At 75.5% G+C, this 384-nt stretch carries 1 protein-coding gene; it reads right to left on the bottom strand.

All coding sequences use genetic code 11. The features are described from left to right. Positions 1-278, bottom strand: a 278-nt coding sequence (locus tag D7Y13_RS44900) for a hypothetical protein (RefSeq protein WP_208734775.1), incomplete at its 3' end; no start/stop codon positions are given. Positions 279-384 lie beyond the last annotated feature (106 nt).

Raw genomic sequence — 384 nt, 5'->3', positions numbered from 1 at the left:
GCCTCTGCCTGAGCCGCCGCCGCCGCCGCGTCCGCCGCCGCAGCCGCGTCGGCCTCGGCGGTGCCGTCGCCGATCGCCGACAGGGTGCCGTCGGCGTTCAGCGCGAACGCCTGCCCGTCCTCGGGCTCTCCCGCCGGGCAGGGCGGCACGGTGCTGAGGTCGGCGCAGAGGCGGATCGCCTCCTGCGCCTGCGCCTCGGGGACCAGGACGCCCTGGGGCAGCAGCAGCGACAACGTGGCCGCCAGCGCCGTGCCGGCACGGATCGGTCGATGGGTCATGGAAGTCCTTCCTCCGGGCGGAGCGGCCTTCTGGTGGGCCGCGCTCGCGGTGCAACGCTCTGCGCCCGACTTGGTTGCGGGCCGCGGGCTAGGCAATAACAAAGGG

It is taken from the genome of Corallococcus praedator, assembly GCF_003612125.1.
In the GTDB taxonomy this organism is placed as follows: Bacteria; Myxococcota; Myxococcia; order Myxococcales; family Myxococcaceae; genus Corallococcus; species Corallococcus praedator.
The sequence above is the reverse complement of the archived record's forward strand: the minus strand, read 5'-3'. Positions and strand labels throughout refer to the sequence as shown.